At 49.9% G+C, this 23,444-nt stretch carries 3 protein-coding genes; all 3 read left to right on the top strand.

Annotation, left to right across the window (positions count from 1 at the left end; translation table 11 throughout):
* Positions 1-73 precede the first annotated feature (73 nt).
* The 3 genes from P6910_RS04080 to P6910_RS04070 all read left to right on the top strand — a co-directional run bounded on the left by P6910_RS04080 (position 74) and on the right by P6910_RS04070 (position 23,431).
* Positions 74-7,885, top strand: a complete 7,812-nt coding sequence (locus P6910_RS04080; protein WP_317145011.1) for an AAA family ATPase — start codon at positions 74-76, stop codon at positions 7,883-7,885.
* Between the two features lie 137 nt (positions 7,886-8,022).
* A complete protein-coding gene (locus P6910_RS04075; RefSeq protein ID WP_317145010.1) occupies positions 8,023-15,399 on the top strand; it encodes an AAA family ATPase in 7,377 nt (2,458 codons plus the stop codon).
* Positions 15,400-15,856: 457 nt separating this feature from the next.
* A complete protein-coding gene (locus P6910_RS04070) occupies positions 15,857-23,431 on the top strand; it encodes an AAA family ATPase (protein WP_317145009.1) in 7,575 nt (2,524 codons plus the stop codon).
* The last annotated feature ends 13 nt before the right edge of the window (positions 23,432-23,444 follow it).

The raw sequence follows: 23,444 nt of genomic DNA, 5'->3' as shown, positions 1-23,444 counted from the left end.
TTCGTACTATCTGACGGTCAAATAATTAAACAGTTTCAATTTAATCCTTCAGATGGCAGTAGGGAGATTAGCTATGGATAGTCGTATGGGTGTGGAAAAAAACAACCCCGTTTCACTTAGTGACGTGCCTGTCAGTGACGTGCCTGATAGCGCAATGCCAGTCAGTAGAGCAAAGCAGGGTTTACCATCAAAGATTACAAAGGCATGCTCTGGTATCGCTTCCACAGTCAATGAATCATCACCTTCGGTAAACTTTCCTGACAAAACCAGAACCCTGGCCTCAATGGATTCCTTACTCCATAAGGCCCCTCATGCCTTCGATTTTCGTTTTGTCACCAGTGATGATGAGCTTCGAAAGCTTCTGGTTGCCCAGACTTGCGATGAACATCGGGATGTCACCCTTATTTCCCACCCCGATGACCTGTCACAGGCTAACCTGGTGACCCGCTTGAGCATTTCCGACGACGGTCGCCACACCCTGGGTTCGGGCAAGCTGTTTGAAGGTTCACAGCCCATGACTCTGGTGCTGGATATCCGAAAACTCTCCAGCGAGGATCTGCCAAAATTTAACGATCTGCTGGACCCGAATAACCCCTCTCTGTACGACAAAGTCAGCCAGCAGAAACGCTCTCTGGGCGAACACGTTGCTCTGCTGGTGCTGGCAGACCCTGACCAGCTGGCATCGGTTGGCCAGCGTGAAGACGCACCGGGGGCCGACGCACCCGGTGCTGATTTCTGGCGGCGAATTAATCGACCGGGCAATACCTGGCAGTTCGACGCACAGAGCGGCAATGCTCCGGCAATGGACATCAACCAGGTGCCTCCGGTATTGGCGGAACTCTCCACTGAAAGCGCCATGGATGATGACAATACCGTTGTTATTGACTGTCACTTGCACAGTCACTGGCGACAGTTGCTGCTGGGTGGCCCTGGTGTAGATAAACAGGGCCGAATCCAGCACCTCCCTGGCAGGCTTGAGTTATTGAAGGCCGGACAACGGGTGATTCTGAAAGGGGCCAACTGGCAGGATCTGGCCTTTGAACAGACGATTCGACAAATGCTGGCGCAGCAATGCTTTGAGAGCAATGGCAAGGTCTGTCGGTTACCCGACAATGTTCAGTTTTATCAGATGCCGGTAGGGAATGACGAGCTTCGTTCACTGTTTCAAAACCTGTCCTGCTCTTTAGAAAAACAAGGTGACAAACAAGACGACGAAGGACTTGATCAAGAGCAACCACCCCAAAATCCCATCATCATTAACGAGAGTACTATCAGGGAATGGCTGAGCCCGATTGCCATTGCCCCGGAAGGCTATGCAGTCCCCAACCACTGTCTGTTGGCACAGGTTCAGGCGGGAGGCGCCGTCACCGTTACGTCTCCCCTCAATGAGGAAAACTGGTTTCGTTTGCTGGGCTCGCTGCAGACTATTCGCGAAACCACTGGCCTGAAGCCCCGACTTCAGGTGGCTCATGCAAAAGGACAACCAAAAGCCCTGGGATTGACAGAACACGATGGGCACCCTTTGCCCGGGTTACCGAAAAAAGTCAGCGATCAGGCTGCCATTGACACCGTCACTTATCAGCAACATGCCCAGGTCAGACACTGGATCAATCAACAGCCGCAAACACCTCTGGTCATTCAGGTCAATGATCAGACCAGCTTCAGCCAGCTATTTGATAATATCCATATCACCTCGGAACAAAAGGCGTATTTTGGACGACGCCAGAGTAAGTTACAGGAGGCGTTGACCGCTGGCAAGCCAGTGGTATTTCTGGGGCTTGAGCGTAATCCAGCGCTTCAGCAACTGCTGGAACCTCTGGTTGCAGGACAGCCTGTGTTGGTGAATGGTCAATTACAGGCTTACCCACAAGCTCGTGTCACACTGCTCTGGCCTGAGTCCACAAAAAGCCCCTCTTCTGTGTTGAACTCGATGCTTGCCACGGGTAAACCCTGTCCCGAGGTCGATCTCTGGGATATCAATGCCTCCAGGTATGAGATCCCCCGGACTGAACTGCCTGAACAAGCACTTAATGAACTTTACGAAGCCTTTAAAACCGTACCCGACCACCTGTGTAACCCTTTGCCTGAAATAACCGAAGGGTTATTGAATAACCTGATACTGGCTGCCCGGCGGGCACAACAAGCTGACCAGTCCCCAGAGTTCCTGCCCCGCCACTGGCGCAAGGCCATCAACAGCGTTATCACCCATGGCACCCGACAGCATCCGTCCGTGCGTGATTTTATGAAAGTGGCTTGTTGGCACTTGTTACCGGATAAGACGACGGATAAGGATCACAATGCCTGGGTAGATCCGGATCAGTTACATAAGGTCATCAACAGTGCCCCGCGGCTAGACAGAGAGTTTGTGAAAGAGAACCTGTGGCCCCTGATCAGAGCCTTTGACCCGAACGTCTTTAAACAATCACAACTGTCTTATCAAAGTTCATCTCTGAAATGGGATCTGGAAGAAGTTCTGGACAGGCTCTGTGCCCTGATCGTGGCCCATGGGCCTGAAGAACATCGACAGGCCATGGCGTGTCAGTTGAAAGTCGATCCGGAGGCAGCGAAACAATATCCACCGTTAGCCATCAGGCCATCAAGACAGATTAAACGTTTGCAGGATGCACTGGCTTCTGACTGGCAGTTATCTTTGCCGCTGGGGCAGACCCGATCCGATGCCATTCAATCTCTGGCCAGCGATTGTTTTCATATTGCCAGAACAGCGAATTCTGAGGCAGAACGCATTGAACGCATTCAACATCGACTGGCTGAATCAATGGCATGGCCGGGTTCCGCTAATATGCCTTTGTCAGCACTGGCCCGGGATCTTTATCACGGCGAGATAAGTCAAAAGGATCGCGAAAGCCGTCGATTGTCCCGACTCTATGACCGGCTAACGGACTCTCCCGTTCTGTTCCTGCAGGGAGAAACCGGCACCGGGAAAAGTTACTTTTCTGCCAAAATGGCCAGGGCTTCAGGACAAGCTTCAGTCATTTCCCTTGGACCTTCAGACAGTGAACAGACCCTGATGAAACGCTGGCAATGGCAACAACACGCCGACGGCGACCGTTCTATGACACCGCAAAACCGGGCGTTGATGAAATGGGCCAAAACCGAATCCGACAAAGACGGAGAGTACATTACCCTGGTTCTGGATGAAGCCAACCTGGCCCAAGCCGGATTACTGGCGTCATTGAACGGCTTATGGGAACCACAACCCTGCATCTATGTGAATGGTCATCCTGTCAAGGTCAGCCTGAAACACCGGGTGATTCTCACCGGCAACCCCGATCATTATGCCGGGCGCCAAATGGACCCGGCCCTGAAAGAGAAACTGCCCAGGGCTTACTACCCTCGCCTGGACCAGGCATTCCTTCGGGACAGGGTGGTAGAACCGGCTCTGGTCAGGCATTTACAAGAGCATCTGACGGAGCAGCAAATAAACGACATTGCACACAGTGCCTCCAAAAGTGTGATGACACTCTGGCAACATTATCAGGAGCTGCTGCCAGAGCATGAGTTTACCCCCAGGGATTTAACGGACATCTGCAGTTGGGTGGGCTGGTATCTGGATCGTGCCCAGCCCGCTTGCGGCAGTGTGACCTGTGAGCAAATAAACAGTTTGATACAACTTAGTTTTCGGGATGTACTGGGCCCTGAAATCACCGAAACACATCAGGACGCCCTGTCAGCACTGGAAATCTGGTTTGCTGCCCGCTACGAACCGGAGAACACCCTGAGCGACAGAGTTCATAACAAGACCCTGCAGGAAATGCAGCAGACCTTCAGTACAGTCAGCGAAAAAATCCGACCAGACTTTGATACCTCCGGATCGGCAGTCCGTGAACTGGCGCAACGGCTTGGGCAGGATTTAAGCCGCTGTCAGCAGGCTTATCATCGCAAGATAAAACACGGCGGTCGTCAGGCGACACTGATTGAAGGTCCAGCCGGACGGGGCAAGGATGCCACGCTGAACCTGGTGATTGAAAGTGTCAGACAGCAGGCTGAACAACGGCAAGAATCCATGCCGAAAGTCCATTACCTGAATGCCTGTGATTGTTCCTGGGACAAAGTGTGTGAAAAGATCCAGAAGGCCAAAATTAAAGGGGGCATCGTGGTGATTTCGGAAATGAATCTGATCGACAGCCAGCACCTGGAAGGTGAATTGAACGATATTCTGGCCGGTGACGCCCATCCGGGTTTTCACCTGTTTGCCACCATCAACCCGCCTGAGTTCAGCGGACGAAAACCCTTATCACCGGCACTGAAAGGGCGTTTTCGACATTTGCCCATCCGTCAGTACAACGCGACCGAATTACAGACCATTGCCGAAAAAGTGTTGCCAGAGTCCTTACAAGGGACATTCGCCGCCAAGATGCTAACAGAAAAACATTGTCGTTTAAGGGCTCACCTGCAAGGCAAAAAACTGCCATTGCAACCGACCAGCCTTGATTTACAGAATGTTGCCAGGGCTATCACCAGAGGTGGCGATTTTAGCGAAAAAGCCGTTCATCAATGCCTCAATCAGCATTACCGGCTTTACCTGATGGCCGCCAAACTATCGCTGGAGGAATTGCCCGTGTCATCTGCCGTTGCCATGAGGAAAAGTGAATTTAATTCCGGACTTTGCCAATGGTTCAATCAGACGGTATCGGACATTGATCGTCCGTGGTTGATTCGAAGCAGTCATCTCAACAGTGTTGATGAAAAAAACCATGAAATTCGCATCAAGACTCGTCCGACTGAAGAGGAAACCAAAACGGAACTTATCAGGATGGCGGCTCAGAAAAAATGGCAGGCATCCGGTCTTTCCCTGAATCCGGATAAGTCGGACGATATTTTCACACAGGCACTTTACAGACACTGGCAGCAGCGCTGGTTCGCTGGTGAATTTAGCCTGACCGAAGTGGATGCTAATAGTGTATTTCCCCTGACCAAAGAACAGGCACAAACACTGAAAATGCGGACCTGCAAGCCTTATCTTAAGAAGGCTGATAAGCAGATACAGGCTTGGAACGCCCGTGACGTTCAATGCTGGCCCGCATTTTGGCATCAGATCAGTGCTCTGCCGAACCGTTTGGTAAACGATTTGATTAACAAAACATCAGCTATTAGCGGTGATGAGGCTCCTGAACCATACATTCCAGAAGTCGAGGAAGAAAAAGCTCCGGCATTGGATCGAGGAACGAACTATGAGGATCGGGATAATTCAGTGGCTAAGTTTCACAAGGTTTTTAATACGCAGCATCACCCTAAGATGTATCGCTGGCAGGCAAAAGATATTCGTGTCACCGCCGGGGGTGAAATCAAACAGATCGATCTTGATGGCAAACACTTTCTGGGGGTCGAAACCCTCACTCCTAAACGGTTGCCAGGGAAAGACCAGGAAGTGATATTAACCAGAGATCAGACGCTGGGGACCCTTGAGGTATCACCAAAGAATGGTCAGTGTCCCTTACCCAGCCTGACGGCCAGTGACACTATCGTGGCCTTGCGTTTAGAACCCAATGTGCCATTTAAACTGACCCGGGACCAATATACCGGGCTTCATACACTGTTTATTCCTCTGGCCAAAGCCTACCAGAGTTTTCAGTGTACTTATGTCATAGAACCCCGAAAGCCGGGCGGAAAAACGGCTGCTAAAGAAGCCTTTTTTGACGTCCAGTGTTCAGAAGGCATTAAGTCCGTACTTAAGGAACTGTTTGCAAACATCAGCAGACAACCGGCCAAAATACAGGGACCGTTGCGGAAAATAATAGACGCTAAAAACATCAGGCAACGAATTAACGCAATCACGGAATACTGCGAACAGTTCTCCGGTGCAGCTAAACCAGAAGAGAGTGAAAATTTCTTTCGATTCCTGGTAACAAATCGGCAAGGTAGCTGTCGTCATCGTGCGCCTGTATTTGTTGCTTTTTGTCGCTATTTCGGGATTCCCAGTCGGCAAATTCAGAGCCTCAAGCACGTCTTTGCTGAGTATTCCGTGGACGGAGGCCAAACCTGGGAGTCAGTGAATTTGGGCGGAGCGTCTGGTGAGTCTACAGTAATCGCACCTGACTTCCAGCACAGCAGCAAGGCCGGTAGTTCCGGCAGCAGGCCTAATTTCGGAATTCCCGGTTGGGAAATCAGTAGCGGTATCCACAGCTTTGGCGGGTTTTCCGCAGATGGAAGCCAAACCCTGGGGTCAGTGAATTTGGACGCAGCGCCTCGCAAGTCTGCAGAAATCGCACCTGACTTCCAGCACAGCAGCAAGGCTGGTAGTCCCAGCAGCAGGCCAAACAAGATTAACATTGACAATCTCCTGAGAGATGCTGATTCAGCACAACAACAAGCTCTGGCTGAAGTTTTGAGGATTAGCCAGAGGGCGCTAAAAAAAGCCCATGAGACAAACACTGCACGGTTAGAAACCCATCTGACACCTTCCGAGATGATACTGAAACTTTGGAAGAAAAAAGATTTGGCCAGCTTTTCCATGGGCGTCTCAATCTTAAATTCGCCAGAGACAAAAGCATTGTACGATCCAGAGCGGGAATTCATTGGTGTTGTATATGGCGAAAATGATCGAAGATATAATCCAATGACGGAAGCCGTAATACAAATATTGTCTGACAGTGATGAAGATCAGGTCTCTGATCCACTCAAATCACTGTATGTGAAAATGATTGTTCCGGGCGAAGCACGCCCTGGGTATTGGTTGAGATCAATAGTGAAAATACTGAACGGCAGTGACTTAAGCAAACGTTCAGTTATTCAATTTGCCGGTGAAGCCCTTAAATCGGGTTGGCTGGATCTGGTGCCGGTAGAAATATTCCAGGGGCAGGAGAAAATTGAACATCATAAGCTATTGGTCCGTCTGGAAAGCGTCGATGAACTGAAGGCTGATGCCAGTCATTGTCTGAAACAATGGTATACGGAATTATTCTCAAGGGAAAAAAATAACCACCAGTGGCAATTCTTTTATAGCATCTTCCAAAAGAATAAAAAGTATGCCTCACTCGTCTCTCGCAGTCATGATGCGGTTTCGCCATTCCTTCAAGGTAAAATTGCCAGCTCGTCCTTGCAAAAATCCTGGACACACCAACCTGAGGGTATTCCGAATATAGAACGATTGCTGGTAAATGATCCCGCGTTTGAGCAGTTAAGCTCGGTCAGGGCGAACCAACGTCCGGTGATTATCCTGGGGCAACCATACTGGAACGACACAACGATGTATAAAAAGGTTGAAGCTCTGTTGCAACGAATGATTGCCAGCGACCCGGACAACCTGAAGCCGCTTCTTGAAGAAATCAATCAATACAATCAGATCAAAAAACAATTTGACGATGATATGGAAGCACTGAAGAAAGAACATAGTTATAGAGAATGCAGGCACTCCGGCTTTTTTGATAAGCGATATCAAAGTGAAAAAAATGACTATGAGAAAAAAAGGCTTGAGATTGAAAACAGGTATAACCCTGCTCTGAAGCTCTATGAGTCGTCGATTGTGGCGCAAAAACCGCAGAGTGATTTAGTAAACAAATGCACTAAGTCAATTCAGCAAGCCTTCAGTTTCTACCTGTATGGATTGGCAAACTCGAAAGGCGGTTACTTAAAGTATTGTTGGGCCGATGCTGCTATGGGGCATAATGCTGTCAAAGGGCCTAATGATGGAAATTGCTGCCACTATGGCGCTCACGATCCATCCTCACCAGAAGAGCTGTATGCCATGATGACCTGGATTAGAAGCTCTGACGAGTTCCAGGAATCTGTTGCAGATGCTTACTTACGACAGGCGCAAAACGCCAGCGATGCTCTGGTGCTGAAATCCGGTGAGCTGACAATCATCGCCGAAGAGTTTTTGAACAGCGTGAATTTGAATTCGCTTTCTGACGCATTGGAGAGCTGACAACCTCAATATCCCAAAAGACCATCCCATTTGTGATGGATACGGGTAACTATCCTGACGGAACTTCCATCTTGTCTGAAGGTCATACCATTAAACAATGGCAATGCTGTCCTTCAGATAACAGGTAGGAGATTTCTATGGATGGTCGTATTGTTGGGCAAAAATACAAACCTTTTGCTGATAATAGCGTCCCGCCAGCCAAGATAGAGGCAGGGGATTCATCGTCAAAGATTACAGAGTTCTGCTCTGATGTAACTCCCCAAACCAACACATCATCAAATCCGGTGATGTCGCCTGACAGAGCCAGTTCCGTATTCTCTATGGATTGCACGCTCCCAAAGGCCCCTGATTCTTTCGATTTCCGTTTTGTCGCCAGTGATGATGAGGTTCGACAGCTTTTAGTTGCCCGGACCGGCGATGAGAATAGGGATGTCACCCTTATTTCCCACCCCGATGATCTTTCACAGGCTAACCTGGTGAGCCGGTTGAGTATTTCCGAAGAGGGTCGCCACACTCTGCGTTCAGGCAAGCTGTTCGAAGGTTCACAGCCACTCACTCTGGTGATGGATATCCGAAAGCTCAGCAGCGAAGAGCTGCCAAAATTTAATGATCTTCTGGACCCGGATACCCCCTGTCTGTTCGACAAAGCCAGTCAGAAGAAACGCCCTCTGGGGGAGCATGTTTCTCTATTGGTCCTGGCCGACCCTGAACAGTTGGCATCGGTTGGTCTGCGTGATGACGTACCCGCGGCCGGCGCTCCGGGTGCTGATTTCTGGCGACGAATTAATCGGCCGGGAAATACCTGGCAGCTCGATGCTCAGACTGGCAAAGACCCATCAATGGACGTAGACAAAGTTGGCCCGCTATTGGCTGAACTCCCCTGTGCCGAAAGTGCTATGGATGACGACAGTACCGTTTTAATTGACTGTCACATGCACAACAGCTGGCGACAGTTGCTGCTGGGCGGGCCGGGAGTGGATCAACAGGGGCGAATCCGGCACGTCCCCGGCAGGCTTGAGTGTTTGAGGGCCGGGCAACGGGTCATTCTGAAAGGGGCCAACTGGCAAGACCTGGCTTTTGAACAGACGCTTCGACAGATGCTGGCGCAGCGGTGCTTTGAGAGCAATGGCAAGATCTGTGGGTTACCCGACGATGTTCAGTTTTATCAAATGTCGGTAGACAATAATGAGCTTCACTCACTGTTTCAAACCCTGTCCTGCCCGGGTGACGCTTCAGGAAACCCGATCATCATTAACCAGAGTAACATCAGTGAATGGTTGAACCCGATTGCTATTGCCCCGGAAGGCTATGCAGCCCCTAACAACTGTTTGTTGGAACAAATTCGGGCGGGTGGTGTAGTTACCGTAACCTCTGCCCTTACTGAGGCATTATGGTTTCGTTTGCTGGGTTCATTGCAGACTATTCGCGAGACGACCGACCTGGAGCCCCGACTTCAGGTGGTGCACTCAAGACAGCAGCCGAAAGCCCTTGGATTGCCAGAAAACGGTGGGCAGCCTCTGTCCAGCCTGCAGGAGAAAACCAGAGAGCACACTGCCTTTGATATCGTCACTTATCATCGACATGCCCAGGCAAGCCATTGGATTAATGATCAGCAGGAAGCACCTCTGGTCATCCAGATCAATGAACAGACCGGCTTCAGCCAGCTCTTTGATAATATCCATATCACCTCGGAACAAAAGGCTCATTTTGGGCGACGTCAGAGCGGGTTGCAGAAGGCATTAACCGCAGGCACGCCGGTTGTGTTGCGGAGACTGGAAACTAATCCAATGCTTCAGCAACTTCTGGAACCCCTGGCTCTGAGCCAACCTCTGTTGGTGAATGGCCAATTACAGGCCTTCCCACAAGCCCGTGTCACAATACTCTGGCCCAAGTCCGTGAAGAGCCTCTCTTCGGTATTGGATTCGATGGTCGCCACGGCTGCCCCATGTCCTGACTTCGATATCTGGGATATCAATGCGGACAGGCACGATATCCCCCGGACTGAATTGCCAGAACAAGCACTTTACTCAGTTTACAAAGCGTTTAATACCGTACCTGCTCACCTTTGTAACCCTCTGCCTGAAATCACCGAAGACTTGTTGAATAACCTGATACTGGCCGCCCGACGAGCACAGCAGGTTGACCAGTCGCCACTGCTTTTACCCGGCCACTGGCGCAAGGCTATCAGTAGCGTCATTACCCATGGCACCCGGCAGCATGCGTCCGTGCGCGATTTTATGAAAGTGGCTTGTTGGCATTCCCTGCCAGATGTTCATAAGACGCCGGCTGAGGATCAAACCACCTCGGTAGACCCGGATCAGTTAGCTACCGTCATCAACGGTGCTCTGCGGTTGGATAGACAGTTTATGAAGCAGAACTTCTGGCAACTGGCCCGAGCCTTTGATCCGGTCGTATTTAAGGGCAGTGAATTACAAGTGTCCTATAAAAGTCCATTTCCAGTGCAGGGTGAAAAAGAAGTTCTGGACAGATTCTGTGCCATGATCCTGGCCCATGCGCCTGAAGAAAAACGACAGGCAATGGCGTATCAGTTGGCAGTCAACCCAGCGGCGGCAGAGCCCTGGCAATCCTTAACCATCAGACCCACCAGACAGATTAAACGTTTGCAAGATGCACTGGCTTCTGGCTGGCAGTTAACTTTGTTTTCAGGGCAGACCCGATCCCATGGCATTCAATCTCTGGCTACCGATTGTTTTCATATAGCCAGAACAGCTAATTCTGACGCAGCAGGCATTGAGCACATAAAAAATCGACTGTCTGAATCACTGGCATGGACGGGCTCCACGGATAAGCCCTTAGCAACACTGGCCGACGATCTTTACCACGGCCTGACGAACCAGAAGGATCGTGAAAGCCGACGATTATCCCGACTCCATGAACGGTTCGCGGATTCTCCCGTTATCTTCCTGCAGGGAGAAACCGGCACCGGTAAAAGTTACTTTTCCGCCAAAATGGCGAAAGCTTCAGGACAGGCTGCGGTCATTTCCCTTGGGCCTTCTGACAGCGAACAAACCCTGATGAAACGCTGGCAGTGGCAAGAGCACAGCGATGGTGATCGCTCCATGACACTGCAAAACCGGGCGCTGATGGAATGGGCCAACACTCCGTCCGGGCAGGATGGACACTATGTCACTCTGGTTCTGGATGAAGCCAACCTGGCCAAAGCCGGATTGCTGGCATCATTGAACGGCTTATGGGAACCGCAACCCTGCATTTACGTCAATGGTCATCCTGTCAAGGTCGGTCCGAAACACCGGGTGATTCTCACCGGTAACCCGGATCATTACGCTGGGCGCCAGATGAGCCCGGCCCTGAAAGAGAAACTGCCCAGAGCTTACTACCCACGGTTAGACCAGGCATTCCTTAGGGACAGGGTGGTGGAACCGGCTCTGGTCAAGCATTTACAACGGCATCTGCCGGCGCAGCAAATAAACGACATTGCACACAGTGCTGCCAAAACTGTGATGGCACTCTGGAAATATTATCAGGAACTCTTGCCCGGGCGTGAGTTTACCCCCAGGGATTTAACCGATATCTGCAGTTGGGTGGGTTGGTATCTGGATCGTGCGTTATCCAAAGGAGACAGGGTTACCTGTGAGCAAATAAACAGTCTTATCCAACAGAGTTTTCGGGATGTACTGGGGCCCGAAATCACCAAAACTCATCAAGATGCCCTGTCAGCACTGGAAATCTGGTTTGCTGCCCGTTACCAGCCGGAGCACACCCTGAGCGACAGAGTTCGTAACAAAACCCTGTCAGATATTCAGCAGACCTTCAGTACAGTCACCAGAGAAATCCGACCAGACTTTGATACCTCCGGATCGGCAGTCTGTGAGCTGGTGCAACAGCTTGGACAGGATTTAAGCCGCTGTCAGCAGGCTTATCATCAACACAGAAAACACGGCGGCCGTCAGGCAACACTGATTACAGGCCCGGCCGGGCGGGGTAAGGATGCCACGCTGAGTCTGGTGATTGAAAGTGTCAGACAGCAGGCTGAACAACAGCAAGAATCCATGCCTGGGGTCTTTACTCTGAATGCCTGTGATTGTTCTTGGGACAGGGTGTGTGAAGCGATCCAGAAGGCAAAAGTCGATGGTGGCATCGTAGTGATTTCGGAAATGAATCTGATCGACAGCCAGCATCTGGAAGGTGAGTTAAACGATATTCTGGCCGGTGACGCTCATCCGGGTTTCCATCTCTTCGCCACCATCAACCCACCTGAATACAGCGGGCGAAAACCCTTATCACCGGCACTGAAAGGGCGTTTCAGACATCTGCCCATCCGGCAGTATAACCCGACAGAACTGCAGGCCATTGCCGGGAAAGTATTGCCACAGAACCCGGAAGGGAAAATCCTGGCTAAAGAACTGACTCAGCAACACTGTCGATTGAGGGCTTACCTGCAACAGCAAAACTTGCCGTTGCAGCCGACCAGCCTTGATCTGCAGAATGTCGCCAGGGCGGTTGCAAGAGAGAGCACCTTGACCGACAAGAGACTTCTACAATGCTTCCATCAGCACTACCGGCTTTATCTGATGGCCGCCAAAATATCGCTGGCGGAACTGCCCGGGTCGTCGGCCCCGGACATGGGTGAAGGAGCGCTCGAGTCTGAACTTTGCCATTGGTTCAATGAAACGGTATCGGGCATTGATCGCCCCTGGTTGATACGACACAGTGACCGCAACAGTATTGATGAACAAAACCATGAAATTCGTGTTAACACTTATCGGCTTTCAGAGAAAGTCAAAACGGAAATCATCAGGATGGTGGCTCAGGCAAAATGGCAGGCGTCCGGCCTTCCCCTGAAGCCACACCAGTCCTACGACATACTCACCCGGGCACTCTACCGACACTGGCAACAGCGCTGGTTTGGTGGTCAATTTGGCCAGACGGGCGTGGACGTTAATTGTGTCTTCTCCATGACGAAAGAAGAGGAACAAACGCTGAAAGCACCGGCTTCCCCGTCTTATGTCCGGAAGGCTGATCAGCGGATAGCGGCATGGAAAGCCAATGAAGTTCAATGTTGGCCTGCGTTCTGGCATCAGATCAGTGATCTGCCGAACCAATGGGTTGACGACTCTGAAAGATACAATCCGGAAGTCGAGGAGAAAAAGGCCAAGACATTGGACCAAGAGACGGATTATAAGGGTCTGAATAAGCTAGCACTTGTGGATTATAAAATTTTTGATACGCAGGACTATCCTTCCCATATGAATCGCTGCCGGGCAATTGATACTTATGTGACGGCTAATGGTGATATCAAACGGATCGTTCTTGATGATAAATATCTTCAGGGGTTCGAAACCCTCATACCAACATCGTTACCCGGGCGTGACCAGACAGTGACATTAGCCAGAGATCAAACGCTGGCAACCCTTGAGCTCTCATCAGAGAATGATAATGGTGAATATCCATTGCCCAGCCTGAGGGCTAACGACTATATCGTGGCCCTCAGGCTGGAACCCAATTTGGCATTTACTCTGGTCAGGGGTCGATATACCGGGCTTCACATACTGTCTATTACAGAGCCCAGAGCCAACCAGAGTATTCACTGTACTTATGTCGTAGAACCCAGAGAATCGGACAACAAAACAGCTGCTGAAGGAGTCCAGCCAGAACAATCAACACATTTTGATGTCCACTGTTCAGAAGGTATGAAAACAGTACTGGACAGATTGTTCAAGACCATTGAAGACCGGCAAGACCCAACCGAAGAACAGCTGCCTTTATGGAAAATAAAAAACGCTAAAAACACGACGCAGCGCATTGAGGCGATCAGCGAATATTGCCGACAGTTTGCCGGAGATGCTCAACCAGAGAGCAATAAGAACTTCTTTGAATTTCTTGTAACACAGCGACAAGGTAGCTGTCGTCATCGTGTGCCTGTTTTTGTTGCTTTATGCCGTTATTTCGAGATTCCCTGTCGGCAAGTTGGTAGCCTTATCCACGTCTTTGCCGAGTATTCTCCGGATGAAGGGCAAACCTGGAATTCAGTGGATTTGGGTGGGGCGCCCAGAGATGTAATAAAGATCGAGCCTGTCTTCCAAACCACCAGGAGGATCAGTATTTCCAGCAGTGAGTCAAAGAAGATTAAGGATCTTCTGAAAAGAGCAAATCTGGCACAACTGCAAGCTTTGGCTAAAGCCCTTGACATGAATTTTGAGAAACTGAAAGAAGCGCTTGAGACAAACAGTGCATTGCCAGAAACCAATCTGAGTCTTCCTGAATTGGCAAGGAAGCTCTGGGAGCAAGGAGATTTAACCAGTTTTTCCCTGAGTGTCTCAATCATAGAGTCAATGGAGACAACAACATCAGGCCATCTCATGAAGCAGCTGACCGATGTTCTTGATGGCACCGGTGAGCATACCGGTAAAAGGATGTCGGAGGTGATAGCACAAGCATTGTCCGAGAGTAATGAAGATCAGGTCATTGAACCACTCAAATCATTACACTCAAAAATGATTGTTCAGGGCAAAGCAAACCCTCGGCAGTGGTTGAGTTCAATGGTGGATCTGCTGAAAGACAGCGACCTGAGCAAGCCTTCGGTGATTCACCTTGCCCGTGAAGCCCTGAAATCGGGTTGGCTGGACCCACTGCCAACCTGTGACGGCGAAATTATAGATGCTGACGAACATCACGAACTATTGGTGAGCCTCGAAGGTATCGATGAGCTTAAGCTTAAAGCCGGACATTGCCTTAAAAAGTGGTACAAGGAATTATTGTCCGCAGAAAAAAATAGCCAGATATGGCGGTTAACTTATGAAAGCTTCGTAAAGAGAGAAGGTACTGACTTGATCGTTGATCATTCTCATGATGGCGTTTCGTCACTCCTTGAAAATAAAATAGCCAGCCCATCTATACAGATATCCTGGACAGACGAACCTGAGGGCGTTCCGGATATAGAACGAATGTTGCTGCAACATCCCGCGTTTGGGCAGTTAATCTCGGGCAATACTAACCACCGCAGGGTGATTATCCTGGGGGAACCTTGCTGGGAGGAGACAGTGATTGCTGAAAAGAGCAAAGTCCTGTTTCAACGAGTCGTTGAGAACAGCCAGGAATTGCAGCAGTTATTGGAAAAAATCAAAACAAAGTCCCCTGGTGTGCCCTATGAAGACGAAAGGCTTGAGGAATTAAAACGCAGATGCTGCCCGATAATTCAGCAGGCCTTCAGTCATTACCTTTATAAAGTGACACACTCAAAAGACGCCAGTTTGACGTATTGTTGGGTGAATGCTCACATCAGGATGTCCCAATACAATTACAACTATGGCACCCATGATCCATCCTCACCAGAAGAGCTGGATGCCATGATGGGTGAAATTGACAGTGATTATAAGTTTGAGAAATCGATTAAGGATGGCTGCTTACGACAGGCACTCAACGCCGATAATGCTCTGGTGCTCAGAACCGACGATCTGACAAAAATTGCCGATGAGTTTTTAAACACCGTGAATTTGAATTCGATGTGTGACTCAGAATATTTATTTCTCTGATGACCACTGCCCATGAATGTTCCATTAGGCCATCCCATTTGTAATGGATTTGGCTCTGTAGGAGACAAAGCCTGATATGAAAGGGTGAATAGGTGGCCGATAGCAGGAATTCTACAAGCCCACTACCTTCAAAAAGTCACCTGCCGTGCAAAACACCCTTTCACTGGCAACGCATCTTAAAACCTCTCTTGGCTATCCCGTACTGCCCGAACTATGGGCCAGGACAGAATGGTCGTTAAATGGATGGTGCCCGAAGGGAACTGGGTTGTCTGTCTGGATCGCACCAACTGGGACTTTGGCCAGCTCAAAATCAACATCATGATGGTCGCTAAGTAGGAGGTCGTCATTCCCTGATCAGGGGTAATCATCAAAACGGAACTTTAATCCTATCTTACAGTCAAATAATTAAACAACTTTAATCTATTCCTTCAAATGACTGTAGGCAGGAGGATTGACCATGGATGGTCGTATTGGTGAGAAAATAAATTACCCCGTTCTTGATACCGGCATGCCAGCCAGTGGAGCAATTCTGGATTCATCGTCAAAGAATACAGATATCTGCCCTGATGTAACTCCCAAACTTAATGGATCGGCATCTCCGGTTGCGTCGCCGGACAGAGTGAGAACCGTATCATCAAAGGACTCCCCGCTCCAAAGGCTCCCTCATGCCTTCGATTTTCGTTTTGTCGCCAGTGATGATCAGGTGCGACAGCTTTTAGTTAACCAGACCCGCGATGAACATCGGGAGGTCACCCTTATTTCCCATCCCGATGACCTCTCACAGGCTAACCTGGTGAGCCGACTGAGCATTTCCGGCGATGGTCACCATACTCTGTATCCGGGCAAACTGTTTGCAGGTTCACAGCCACTCACTCTGGTAATAGATATCCGAGAGCTCACCAGCGAAGAACTGCCAAAATTTAACGACCTGCTGGACCCGGTTAACCCTTGTCTGTACGACAGAGTCAGCCGTGAGAAACGTCCCCTGGGCAAGCATGTTTCTCTATTGGTCGTGGCAGACCCTGCACAGTTGGCATCAGTTGGTCAGTGTGAAGCCGGACTGGCAGCCGGCGCACCGGGCGCTGACTTCTGGCGGCGAATTAATCGACCGGGTAATACCTGGCAGTTCGATGCTCAGACCGGCAATGCCCAGGCAATAAACATTGACAGTGTTCCTCCGGTATTGGCTGAATTCTCTCCCGTTGAGAGCACCATGGATAAGGACAATACCCTTGTAATTGACTGTCACCTGCACAGCCACTGGCGACAGTTGCTTCTGGGCGGCCCCGGAGTGGATCAAAAAGGCCGAATCCAGCACCTGCCCGGCAGACTTGAGTCATTAAAGGCCGGACAACGAGTGATTCTGAAAGGCGCCAATTGGAAGGACCTGGCCTTTGAACAGACGATTCGACAGATGCTGGCGCAACAGAGCTTTGAGAGCAACGGGAAGATTTGTCAGTTACCCGACAATGTTCAGTTTTATCAGATGCCGGTAGGGAAAGACGAGCTTCATTCATTGTTCCAAAGCCTGTCCCACTCTTATAAAGAAGATGACAAAGGACTTGATAAAAAGCACGCACCACGAACCCCGATCATCATTAACGAGAATAATATCAGGGATTGGCTGAGCCCCATTGCAATTGCTCCCGGAGGCTATGCCACCCCTAACACCTGTCTGTTGGAGCAAGTTCGGGCGGGTGGTACCGTCACCGTAACGTCTCCCCTCACTGAGGCAGAATGGTTTTGTTTACTGGGCTCATTGCAGACTATTCGGGAAACGACTGGTCTGGAGCCCCGACTTCAGGTGGCGCATTGGAAAAAGCAGCCGAAAGCCCTGGGATTGACAAAAAACGATGAGCACCCTTTGCCCGGGAGCCATCAGCCAAAGAAAAAAGTCAAAGATCATGCTGTCTTTAATACCTTTACTTATCAGCAACATGCCCAGGCAAGTCATTGGCTGAATAATCAGCAGGTTGCACCTCTGGTCATCCAGGTCAATGAACAAACCAGCTTCAGTGAGCTATTTGATAATATCCATATCACCTCGGAACAAAAGGCCCATTTTGGACGACTTCAGAGTAAATTGCAGGAGGCATTAACTGCTGGCGAGCCGGTTGTTTTTCGGGGACTGGAGAGTAATCCAAGGCTTCAGCAGCTTCTGGAACCTCTGGTGGTTGGCCAGCCTCTGTTGCTGAATGGCCAATTGCAGGCCTACCCACAAGCTCATATCACACTACTCTGGCCTGATTCTGCAAAAAGCCCGTCTTCAGTATTTCGTGCAATGGTTGCCAAGGGTAAGCCGTGTCTCAGGGTTGATCTCTGGGGTATCAGTGCCTCCAGGCATGGTATCCCCCGGAGCAAGGTGCCAGAACAAGCGCTTGATAAACTTTACGAAGCGTTTAAAACCGTACCTGATGGCCTTTGTAATGCTCTGCCTGAAATCACCGAAGGGTTGTTGAATAATCTGATACTGGCTGCCCGGCGGGCAAAACAGGTGGACCAGTCCCAACAGCTTTTACCCCGCCACTGGCGCAAAGCCATCAATAGTGTCATCACCCATGGCACCCGGCAAAATCCATCCGTGCGTGATTTTATGAAAGTGGCTTGTTGGCACTTGTTACCGGATAAGGATCAAGCCGCCTCGGTAGACCCGGATCAGTTAACTGCCATCATCAACAGTGACCGGCATTTGGATAGAGAGTTTGTGGAGCAGAATCTGTGGCCACTGGCCCGAGCCTTTGACCCGGCAATATTTAAAGGTACCGAATTACAACTGTCCTATAAAAGTCCGTTTCCGGAATCGGCTGACAAAAAAGCTCTGGACAGGCTCTGTGCCATGATCCTGGCCCATGCGCCTGAACAACAACGACAGACCATAGCGTATCAGTTGGAAGTCGATCCGAAGGCAACAGAGCAATATCCATTGCTAACCATCAGGCCAGCAAGACAGATCAAACGTTTGCAGGATGCACTGGCTTGCGGCTGGCATTTACCTTTGTCACAAGGGCAGATCCGATCCGATGCCATTCAGGCTCTGGCCAACGATTGTTTCCACATGGCCAGAACAGCGAATTCCGAGGCAGAGCGCATTGAACGCATTGAAAATCGACTGTCTGAATCACTGAAGTGGCAGGGTTCCGCTGATATGCCCCTGTCAGCACTGGCCCGGGATCTTTATCACGGTAAGATGAGTCAGAAAGATCGTGAAAGTCGTCGATTGTCGCGACTTCATGACCGGCTTACGGACTCTCCCGTTATATTTTTGCAGGGAGAAACCGGCACAGGGAAAAGTTACTTTTCAGCAAAGATGGCAGAGGCTTCAGGACAGGCTAAGGTCATTTCCCTTGGACCTTCCGACAGCGAACAGACCCTGATGAAACGCTGGCAGTGGCAGGAGTACACCGATGGCGACCGCTCTATGGTGCAGCAAAACCGGACTCTGATGGAATGGGCTACTACCCCACAGGACACAGACGAAGGCTGTGTTGGAGGAAACTATATTACTCTGGTTCTGGATGAAGCCAACCTGGCTAAAACCGGATTACTGGCGTCATTGAACGGCTTATGGGAGCCAAAGCCTTGCATCTATGTGAATGGTCACCCTGTTCCGGTCAGCCCAAAACACCGGGTGATTCTCACCGGCAATTCGGATCACTACTCCGGGCGCCAGCTCGACCCGGCCCTGAAAGAGAAACTGCCCAGAGCTTATTACCCACGCCTGGATCAGGCTTTCCTTCGGGACAGGGTGGTGGAACCGGCTCTGGTCAATCACTTATCACAACGGCATCTGCCGGAGCAGCAAATAAACGACATTGCACACAGTGCCACCAAGAGCCTGATGGCTCTGTGGCAATATTATCAGGAGCTGTTGCCCGAGCATGAGTTTACCCCCAGAGATTTAACGGATATCTGCAGTTGGGTAGGCTGGTATCTGGATCACGCGTTATCCGAAGGAGACAGTGTTAGCTGTGAGCAAGTGAACAGTTTGATCCAACAAAGTTTTCGGGATGTACTGGGTCCCGAAATCAGCGAGACTCAACAGGATGCCCTTTCGGCACTGGAAATCTGGTTTGCTGCCCGCTACCACCCGGACAACACCCTGCGCGACAAAGTTCATAACCACACCCTGCCAGATATTCAGCGGGATTTCGAAGCATTCACTAAAGAATTCCAGCCTGAGTTTGATACCTCCGGATCGGCAGTCATTGAACTGGTGCAACGGCTGGGACAGGATTTAAGCCGCTGTCAGCAGGCTTATCATCACGACAGAAAACACGGCGGACGACAGGCGACGTTGATTGAAGGCCCAGCCGGGCGGGGTAAGGATGCCACGCTGAACCTGATGATTGAAAGTGTCAGACAGCAGGCCAGGCAACGGCAAGAATCCATGCCAGAGGTCTCTCTCCTGAATGCCTGTGATTGTTCCTGGGAGAAAGTGTGTGAAGCGATCCAGAAAGCAAAAGTGGAAGGCGGCATCGTGGTGATTTCAGAAATGAATCTGATCGACAGCCAGCATCTGGAAGGTGAGTTAAACGATATTCTGGCCGGTGACGCCCATCCGGGTTTCCACCTGTTTGCCACCATCAACCCGCCTGAGTACAGTGGGCGAAAACCCTTATCACCGGCGCTGAAAGGACGTTTTCGGCATTTGCCGATCCGCCAGTATAACTCGGCAGAATTGCACAACATTGCCGGGAAAGTGTTGCCAGACTCCCCAAAAGGGAAATTCGTCGCTAAATGGTTGACTGAAAAACATTGTCGTTTAAGGGCCTGCCTGCAACGCAAAGACCTGCCGTTACAGCCGACCAGTCGCGATTTACAGGATGTCGCCATGGCTGTCAAAAGAGGAGGTGATTTTAGCGAAAAAGCACTTCATCAATGCCTCAATCAGCACTACCGGCTTTACCTGATGGCCGCCAACCTGTCGCTGGAGGAACTGCCGAAGTCACCGGCTCTTGTCATGGGTAAAGGAACACTTGATTCCGGACTTTGCGAATGGCTCAACGAAACGGTATCGGGCATTAGTCGTCCATGGTTGATACGACGCAGTGATCGCAACAGTATTGATGAAAAACACCATGAGATTTGTTTCAAGACCGGTCTGACTGAAGAAAAAACCAAAACAGAAATCATCAGGATGGTGGCTCAGGCTCAATGGCAGGCATCCGGTCTTTCCCTGAATCCGGATCCGTCGGACAATACTCTCACCCGGGCACTGTACCGACACTGGCAGCAAGGCTGGTTTGATCGTAAGTTTGACAAGACGGGCATTGACGCCAATAGCGTATTTCCTCTGACGGAAGCAGAGGAACAAACGCTAAAATTGCCCGTTTACCGGTCTTGTCTTCAGGAAGTTGATCAGCGGATGAGCACATGGAACGCCAATGCAGTTCAATACGGGTCTGCGTTTTGGCACCAGATGAGTGTTCTGCCGAACCAGCGGGTGGACGATTATACTAACAAAGCCTCAGCTATCAATGCTGATGAGGCTCATGAAAAATTCATCGAGGAACTCTCCGAGAAAGATTTCATAGGCCTGGAACGGGACACGAACTATGAGTGCAAGAAGAAGCCAAAAGTTAAGGATGAAATAGTTTTTAAGACTCTGCACCATCCTTCCCATATGTATCGCTGGTGGGCAAGTGATGTTTGTGTGTCTGACAAGGGTAATATTAGAACAGTCGATATTAATGACCTGCACTTCCTGGGGGTCGAAACTCTCACACCTGACCCTTTACCAGGGCGTGACCAGGAAGTGATCTTAGCCAGCAATCAAACCCTGGCGACCCTCAATATGTCATCAGAAGATGGTCAATATGAATTGCCCAGCCTGACGCCTGATGACTATATCGTGGCCCTGCGTATAGAACCCGATTTGCCATATACCCTGAAAAGAGACAAATATACCGGGCTTCACACGCTGTTTATTCCAAAGGCCAACGCTAAGAGGCAGCGTATTCAAATTTCTTATGTCGTAGAATCCAGAGAACCGGACTTAGAAGCATCGGCTAAAGAAGCTCGCTCAAAACGATCGATAAGGTTTCACACCCGCTGTTCAAAAGAGATGAAAAAAGTACTGAATGGACTGTTTACCAACATTGACCAACAACCACCCGAAATACAGGAGCCTTTGCGGAAAATAGCAGACGCTCCAGGCACGGCAGAACGCATTCAGGCAATCAAGGAGTATTGCCGGCAGTTTTCCGGGGTGACTAAACCAAAGCGCGGGGAGAATTTCTTTAAATTCCTGGTAACACAGCGGCAAGGGCGTTGTCGTCATCGTGCGCCTGTTTTTGTCGCTCTTTGCCGTTATTTCAAGATTCCATGTCGGCAAATGTCTAACAATACCCACGCCTTTGCCGAGTGTTCAGTGGATAGAGGCCAAACCTGGCAGTCAGTGGATTTGGGCGGGGCGCCCACAAAGAAAACAAAAGTGATACCAAAATTTCAGCGCACCAGAACGTTGCAAAGTTCCAGCGCTGCGTTAAAGACATTTAAGAGTCTCCTGGAAAGGGAAGATTTATCACAACAGCAAACTCTGGCCAAAGCCATGAGTACGAGCCCCGGGAAACTGAGCAATTCTTTTCTGACAAACAGTGCATTGCCAGAAAGAATTCCAAGCACTTCCGAGCTGGTAAAAAAACTTTGGGGAGAAAAAAATTTAACCAGTTTTGCCATGGGTGTCTCAGCGTTATCAGAGACAAAAGTGTTGAGCAATGACGACAAGAAATTGCTGGGTACCGTGGCTCGCGACGATCAGGATGAGAACAGTAAAAGTCACAACGATAAACCGATGTCGAAGGCTCCGATAAGAGGCCACATAGACGGTAGGTATGAATTCGATTCTGTGCAAATCGGCGATTGGGAATGGGACGGGAGGAGTCGCGACTATGAACCGATGGCTGAGGCAGTCATACAAGTCTTGCTCGACAATGATGAAGATCAGGTCACTGAACAACTCGAGTCATTGTACTCAAGAATGATTATTCAGGGCGGGGCAAATCCTAACAAGTGGTTGAGTTCAATGGTGTCTATATTGAATCAGAGCGAACTGACCAAACCCTCGGTTATTAACTTTGCCCTTAAAGCCATGGAATCGGGTTGGCTGGATCCGCCGCCAAATTATGACAGCAATATTATCGATGCACGTGAACATCATAAGCTATTGGATGCTCTGGAAGGCATCAATGAACTGAAGGTTAAAGCCACTCATTGTCTGAGAAAGTGGTATGGCGCATTGGTGTCCAGGGAAAAACATAGCAGGGAGTGGCGTTTGGATTATGAAGACTACCAAAGGCAAAAACGTAATACCTTGCTCGTCACTCATTGCCATGACGGGTTTTCGTCATCCCTTGAAAATCAAATTGCCCGTCGTTCTATAGAAGACGTCTGGACGAACAATCCTGAGGGCATTCCTAATATAGAACGAATGCTGGTGCAACAGCCTGCTTTTTCACAGTTAAACTCGGGCAGGGAAAAACACCGTCCGGTGATTATCATCGGGAGACCCAACTGGTCCAGAGATGCACTTGAGGAAAAGGTTCAAGCCCTGCTGCGACGAAAAGCAGAGAACAGGCCGAAGTTTAAGCAGATATTGGAAAAAGCCAATCAGATTCCGCCCCCCCTCAAGGTGTCGGATAAGGAGAAAAAAATTCTTGATGACTTCACAAAAAAATGCGAGCAAGCGATCAGACATGCCTTCAGTCATTATCTGTATGAAGTGACACAGTCAAAAGGCGGTCGCTTGACGTATTGTTGGGTTGACGCTGTCATGCGTTCTGACAGACACAGTGTCAGCGATAACTATAACTATGGCGCTCATGATCCATCCTCACCAGAAGAGCTGTTTACCATGATGTCTTATATTTCTACCTTTAGCCATCGAGAGAAACTTGTTAAGGACGCCTACTTGCGACAGGCACACAACGCCAGTGATGCCCTGGTGCTGAGGTCCGATGAGCTGACATTCATTGCCAAGGAGTTTTTGAGCAGCGTGAACCTGAATTCGATATCGGACTCATTGGATATCTGATCATAATTTGGTC

The organism is Endozoicomonas sp. 8E (genome assembly GCF_032883915.1).
GTDB lineage: Bacteria > Pseudomonadota > Gammaproteobacteria > Pseudomonadales > Endozoicomonadaceae > Endozoicomonas_A.
The sequence above is the reverse complement of the archived record's forward strand: the minus strand, read 5'-3'. Positions and strand labels throughout refer to the sequence as shown.